General features: G+C 39.1%; 1 rRNA gene. It reads left to right on the forward strand.

Annotated features, from left to right (window positions below):
• Positions 1-131: 131 nt before the first annotated feature.
• Positions 132-248 (forward strand): 23S ribosomal RNA (locus C9J36_RS17180); the annotation flags it as partial.

Raw genomic sequence — 248 nt, forward strand, 5'->3', positions numbered from 1 at the left:
CGACATTGAAAGTAACAAGTTTTAAATAGATCAAGTAATTGATCGTGTAAGTTCTTAAATCTTATTTCTTTTATGAGATAAGTTGTAACTAACAAACTTGCTTGAAAATACAATACGTATTGAAAGCTGAAGGTTAAGTTATTAAGGGCGCACGGTGGATGCCTTGGCACTAGGAGTCGATGAAGGACGGCACTAACACCGATATGCCTCGGGGAGCTGTAAGTAAGCTTTGATCCGGGGATTTCCGA

The sequence above is a fragment of the Metasolibacillus fluoroglycofenilyticus genome, assembly GCF_003049645.1.
In the GTDB taxonomy this organism is placed as follows: domain Bacteria; phylum Bacillota; class Bacilli; order Bacillales_A; family Planococcaceae; genus Metasolibacillus; species Metasolibacillus fluoroglycofenilyticus.